This is a genomic window from Faecalibacter bovis, assembly GCF_017948305.1.
GTDB lineage: Bacteria > Bacteroidota > Bacteroidia > Flavobacteriales > Weeksellaceae > Empedobacter > Empedobacter bovis.
The window spans coordinates 1,734,001-1,740,000 of sequence record NZ_CP072842.1; the positions used below are offsets into that span (position 1 = coordinate 1,734,001).

4 protein-coding genes, 2 tRNA genes and 2 rRNA genes (1 of these 8 only partly in view) are annotated in these 6,000 nt (G+C 35.7%); all 8 read left to right on the forward strand.

What is annotated here, in order from left to right; all coding sequences use genetic code 11:
- Positions 1-26 precede the first annotated feature (26 nt).
- Positions 27-575, forward strand: a complete 549-nt coding sequence (locus tag J9309_RS08335) for a YeeE/YedE family protein (RefSeq protein WP_230477858.1) — start codon at positions 27-29, stop codon at positions 573-575.
- A gap of 4 nt (positions 576-579) precedes the next feature.
- Positions 580-993, forward strand: coding sequence for a DUF6691 family protein (locus tag J9309_RS08340; RefSeq protein WP_230475433.1), 414 nt, complete (start codon positions 580-582; stop codon positions 991-993).
- A 1-nt stretch (position 994) separates the two neighbouring features.
- Positions 995-1,624: a Crp/Fnr family transcriptional regulator gene (locus J9309_RS08345; protein ID WP_230475434.1), complete on the forward strand. Its 630-nt coding sequence runs from the start codon at positions 995-997 to the stop codon at positions 1,622-1,624.
- Positions 1,605-2,234 (forward strand): TlpA family protein disulfide reductase, encoded by a 630-nt coding sequence (locus tag J9309_RS08350; protein WP_230475435.1) that lies wholly within the window; start codon positions 1,605-1,607, stop codon positions 2,232-2,234. The genes J9309_RS08345 and J9309_RS08350 overlap by 20 nt, the downstream gene beginning before the upstream one ends.
- Before the next feature lie 1,337 nt (positions 2,235-3,571).
- Positions 3,572-5,090, forward strand: a 16S ribosomal RNA gene (locus J9309_RS08355).
- Between the two features lie 123 nt (positions 5,091-5,213).
- Positions 5,214-5,287 (forward strand) — tRNA-Ile (locus J9309_RS08360).
- 17 nt (positions 5,288-5,304) lie between these two features.
- Positions 5,305-5,381, forward strand: a tRNA-Ala gene (locus J9309_RS08365).
- Positions 5,382-5,620: 239 nt separating this feature from the next.
- Positions 5,621-6,000: ribosomal RNA gene (locus J9309_RS08370) — 23S ribosomal RNA — on the forward strand; it runs 2,400 nt beyond the window's last position.
- Together the 16S and 23S rRNA genes with 2 tRNA genes alongside form the textbook arrangement of a ribosomal RNA operon.

A 6,000-nucleotide genomic window follows, 5' to 3' on the forward strand; every position in this document is an offset into this window, starting at 1 on the left:
TTGCTAAAAATTAGAATATACATATGTTGGAAATAATTTCACAACCGTGGCCTTGGTATATAGGTGGACCAATTATAGCAATGGTCATGTTACTTTTAATCTATTTTGGAAAAAGTTTTGGGTTTTCCTCAAATTTCAGAACATTGTGTTCTGTTTTTGGTGCAGGTAAATCATGTGCTTTTTTTGATTTTAATTGGAAAGATCAAAAATGGAATTTATTATTTTTGATTGGTGCTGTTTTAGGAGGAGTTATCTCTGTACTATTCTTGTCAGAGAATCAAATTCCAGCAATTTCAGAAACTACAATTTTACAGCTAAATGAATTAGGTTTTGAAAGTGCAGGTAAAGCATATTCACCAACCGAATTATTTGGTGATTTATCTATCAAAAATATTATTATTCTTTCTGTGGGTGGTTTATTGGTAGGGTTTGGTACTCGTTATGCGGGTGGTTGTACTTCTGGACACGCGATTTCTGGTTTAAGCGATTTGCAAATTCCATCTTTAATTGCTGTTATTGGTTTTTTTATTGGTGGGTTAATAATGACGCACATTTTATTTCCCTTAATTTTTTAATCTCATGAAAATTTTAATTTATATCATTTTAGGAATTGTATTTGGTATTACAATGTATAAATCTGAAACAGCTTCTTGGTTCAGAATTTACGAAATGTTTAGTTTTCAATCTTTCCACATGTACGGTTTTATTGGCTCTGCATTAATTATTGGTTTGATCGGAGTTCAAATAATCAAGAAGAAAGAAATAAAAGATTTTGATGGAAATAAAATTGAAATTCAACCGAAAACTAAATCAATTGTTCGCTATTTAATCGGCGGAATTTTCTTCGGATTAGGTTGGGCGTTAGTTGGTGCTTGTCCAGGTCCAATTTTTGTTTTAGTTGGTGCAGGTTTATATCCAATGCTAATTGTGATTTTAGGAGCTTTGGCTGGAACATATTTGTACGGAATTATAAAAGATAAATTACCTCATTAAAATGATAAAAGATTACATCAATGCAACGTATCCGTATAAATTTGAAGAAGATTTATTAAACGAAATCAATGATATAGGTAGCTTAATTAATTTTGAAGCTAATGATATTTTAATAGATTTTAATCAGTTTATAAAAGGAATGCCAATTTTATTGCATGGCGCGATAAAAATTCTACGCGAAGATTATGATGGAGGAGAGTTGCTATTGTATTTTTTAGAAAAAGGTGATACTTGTGCCATGACAATGGCTTGTTGTCTTGGCGATAAACAAAGTAAAATTAGAGCAATTGCAGAAACTGATGGGCAATTAGTCATGATTCCAATTACTAAAATGGACGAATGGATTTCAAAATATTCATCTTGGCGTCACTTTATTTTTGAAAGCTATAATAATAGGATGGAGGAAATGTTAAGTGCAATCGATAATTTAGCATTCAATGATATGAACCAACGAGTAAAAAATTATCTTTTAGACGTTGCAAGTATTAATAAAGGTAACATTGTCAATAAAACTCATCAAGAAATTGCATACGAATTAAATACTTCTCGAGTGGTTATTTCAAGAATATTAAAAAACTTAGAAAAAGAAGGTTTTTTAATATTAAATAGAAATGTTATCACAATTAACTAATAAGAATATTCTTTCAACGATGAATAAATTAACTGTATTTATAAAGAAAAATCTTTCCAATATTTTGGTTTTAGCTATTGGCGTTACTTTATTAACGTCATCAGAAGCTAAGGCTTTCCTTCAACAAGGGTTACTTAAAATTGGTTTGTTTGAACCAAATTTAAAAAAGGAGATTATTAAAAAGGAAAATCCAAACAACTATAATTTCGAAATGAAAGATCTAAATGGAAATACCATATTTCTTTCAGATTTAAAAGGTAAAGTAGTTTTTCTTAATTTTTGGGCAACTTGGTGTCCGCCTTGTATTGCAGAAATGCCTTCGATTCAATTACTGCACGATAAGTTCAAAAATGATGATGAGGTTATCATATTAACTTTAGAAGTTGATGGGAAACAAGATAAAATTCAAAAATTCATCAATCGAAAAAAACTTACAGTTCCTGTCTATATGCCAAATTCTTCAATTCCGTTAGAGCTATTTGATGGAACTTTGCCAACTACAATCATTTTCGATAAACAAGGGAATGTCGCGCATACAACTTTGGGAATGGCTGATTATTCTGGGCAAGATATCGTCGATTTCTTAAATGAAGTCAAAGCAATGCATTAATTGCATTATTTTCTTTAAAAATATAAAGTTCTTTTCTTTTAAGTCAAGAACTTTTTATTGCGTTTAAATTTCGATTTTTGAATATATATAATAAAGTATAATATATTTTAAACCTTCCTTGCTTCGCAACTCATTTTCGCGAGTTCATCAATCAAAGTATTACAAAAGGTCTGCTCCTAAAGAGCAGACCTTTTGTAATAATCATAGCAAATTATCTGTTTCGTCTCTTCAAGTAATTTTCGTTATACAATGCTATATGTAGTCCAATAATTAATATGATAATAAAATCTTATTTATAAATCTTCTGTACAATGAAAAAAATTGCCTGAAAATCGTAGACGTTAAGAAACTAAATTGATGTAGAGATAAGAATGATTTAGTGAGCGAATGCGAATCATTTAAATCATTCCTCGAAATCAATTTAGTTTTAGTCGAAGATTTTAGCAATGTCTTTTTTGGTTCGTTTTTTTGACGAAAAAAATGAACATATGTTTCTTTAATCATTAATAATACTTAAAGCTATATCCAACCTATATATCTTCTAAAAACGTATTACAACTTTATATATTCATTCCATTTCGTCATTCTGAACTTGTTTCAGAATCGCATCATGATTATATAATCTCTAGTTTATCATTTTTAGGAATCAATTAATCTTCCTATAATAAAAACCGACCTTTAATTCATTCCTGTAATCAAGAGGTTTTTTAGCAAGAACGATTTACAGTCTTGATTTTTTGAATTCTTTTTTATCAAGAAAAAAGTATTGATATATAAATAAGATTATACTGTTTGTAATTATTTTACCTAAGCCACACTGTGGCTTCTCCTTTTAATTTCAAATGTTTTGTGTCAAGAAAAAAATGAAAGTATACGATATATAATATAGAAAACTACCTAATTCTACAGGAAAAGCTACACCAAAACACATATCTAAATTTAATTCAAAAAATATTTCGCTTCTGTTCAGTTAGTTAAGAATAAAACTGAAAATAATTCACAAAAGCATTTGGAAAGCTGAATTATGTTGCCCTATATTTGCACTCTCAATACGAAAGACGAGTAGTATTGAAACTTGAAATCGCGAAGAAGTAAACAAAAATAAAAATTTCAAAATTTATTTAAAAAAGATTTTGCAGTTTAAAAATAAGTCTTACCTTTGCAACCGCAAACAACGAAAGAAGTTTGCATGAAACGAGAAGTTCATTTGAAATTACAATATAGACAGAAGAAATAAAAGCCGAATATAAATTAACGGTCAATCCTTGAATAATAGAGCTAAAGGAAATTCGAAGTTGTAAAACATAGAAGCGTTAAGCTTCAAACAATATTTATTTACAATGGAGAGTTTGATCCTGGCTCAGGATGAACGCTAGCGGGAGGCTTAACACATGCAAGCCGAGGGGTATTAGTAGCTTGCTACTGAGAGACCGGCGCACGGGTGCGTAACGCGTATGCAACTTGCCCTACTGAAAGGGATAGCCTTTTGAAAAGAAGATTAATACCTTATAACAGTGATTCTGGCATCAGAGACACTTGAAAGATTTATCGCAGTAGGATAGGCATGCGTAAGATTAGATAGTTGGTGAGGTAACGGCTCACCAAGTCAACGATCTTTAGGGGGCCTGAGAGGGTGAACCCCCACACTGGTACTGAGACACGGACCAGACTCCTACGGGAGGCAGCAGTGAGGAATATTGGACAATGGGTGGAAGCCTGATCCAGCCATCCCGCGTGAAGGATGACGGCCTTATGGGTTGTAAACTTCTTTTATATGGGGATAAACCTACTTACGTGTGAGTAGCTGAAGGTACCATATGAATAAGCACCGGCTAACTCCGTGCCAGCAGCCGCGGTAATACGGAGGGTGCAAGCGTTATCCGGATTTATTGGGTTTAAAGGGTCCGTAGGCGGACCAATAAGTCAGTGGTGAAAGCCCATCGCTTAACGATGGAACTGCCATTGATACTGTTGGTCTTGAGTGAGGTTGCAGTGGCTGGAATGTGTAGTGTAGCGGTGAAATGCTTAGATATTACGCAGAACACCAATTGCGAAGGCAGGTCACTAAGCCTCAACTGACGCTGATGGACGAAAGCGTGGGGAGCGAACAGGATTAGATACCCTGGTAGTCCACGCCGTAAACGATGGATACTTGCTGTTGGATTTTCGGATTCAGTGGCTAAGCGAAAGTTATAAGTATCCCACCTGGGGAGTACGTTCGCAAGAATGAAACTCAAAGGAATTGACGGGGGCCCGCACAAGCGGTGGAGCATGTGGTTTAATTCGATGATACGCGAGGAACCTTACCAAGGCTTAAATGCATAATGACGTATTTGGAAACAGATATTTCTTCGGACAGAATGCAAGGTGCTGCATGGCTGTCGTCAGCTCGTGCCGTGAGGTGTTAGGTTAAGTCCTGCAACGAGCGCAACCCCTATCATTAGTTGCCAGCGTTTAAAGACGGGGACTCTAATGAGACTGCCAACGCAAGTTGAGAGGAAGGTGGGGACGACGTCAAGTCATCACGGCCCTTACGTCTTGGGCTACACACGTGCTACAATGGTAAGTACAGAGGGCAGCTACTTGGCAACAAGATGCGAATCTCGAAAACTTATCTCAGTTCGGATTGGAGTCTGCAACTCGACTCTATGAAGCTGGAATCGCTAGTAATCGCATATCAGCCATGATGCGGTGAATACGTTCCCGGGCCTTGTACACACCGCCCGTCAAGCCATGGAAGCTGGGGGTACCTGAAGTCGGTGACCGTAATAGGAGCTGCCTAGGGTAAAACTGGTAACTAGGGCTAAGTCGTAACAAGGTAGCCGTACCGGAAGGTGCGGCTGGAACATCTCATTTTTAGAGAACGACGAATTTTCTTCTATTAAATTAGAAGATTGACTGTTTTATTCGGTTTTATTTACTGTCGGATTTGATTTCAAAGATATATATTACAAAGACCACTCTTTAAGAGTATTAAAGAGTCTCATAGCTCAGCTGGTTAGAGCGCTACACTGATAATGTAGAGGTCGGCAGTTCGAGTCTGCCTGAGACTACTAATAGAAAATAAAGAGGGGGATTAGCTCAGCTGGCTAGAGCGCTTGCCTTGCACGCAAGAGGTCATCGGTTCGACTCCGATATTCTCCACCAAGCTATAAACGAAACTCGAAATTCGAACTTCGTTAAAAGCAGAAGAGTTCATTGACATTATTAGAAAAAGATAACAAGAAAATTGTTAACGACATACAATCAAACAGAGATTAAGAAATTAATCAAAGCAATATAGAATTAAATAAATAAACGATTTAATTCGGCATTGAAGGTATACAATTAAACAAAAAACGAGTAAGATTAACATAACCGCTCATTAATATGACGGTTAAATTATGAAAAAAGTTACTAAGGGCGTACGGCGGATGCCTAGGCTTTGAGAGGCGATGAAGGACGTGATAAGCTGCGATAAGCTACGGGGAGCGGCACATACGCATTAATCCGTAGATTTCCGAATGGGACAACCCGGCATGTTGAAGACATGTCACTCACGTAAGTGAGAGCGAACGTTGGGAACTGAAACATCTAAGTACCAATAGGAAAAGAAATCAATTGAGATTCCGTAAGTAGTGGCGAGCGAACGCGGATTAGCCCTAAAGACTTTATAATTTTAGCAGAATAACCTGGAAAGGTTAACCGAAGAGGGTGATAGTCCTGTAAGCGAAAAGGTTATATAGTTGATAACGAGTAAGGCGGAACACGAGAAATTCTGTCCGAA

Bases quoted from the DNA above. Each gene is read 5' to 3' on its own strand.
- J9309_RS08340 (WP_230475433.1), top strand. From the start codon at position 580: ATGAAAATTTTAATTTATATCATTTTAGGAATTGTATTTGGTATTACA.
- J9309_RS08345 (WP_230475434.1), top strand. From the start codon at position 995: ATGATAAAAGATTACATCAATGCAACGTATCCGTATAAATTTGAAGAA.
- J9309_RS08350 (WP_230475435.1), top strand. From the start codon at position 1,605: ATGTTATCACAATTAACTAATAAGAATATTCTTTCAACGATGAATAAA.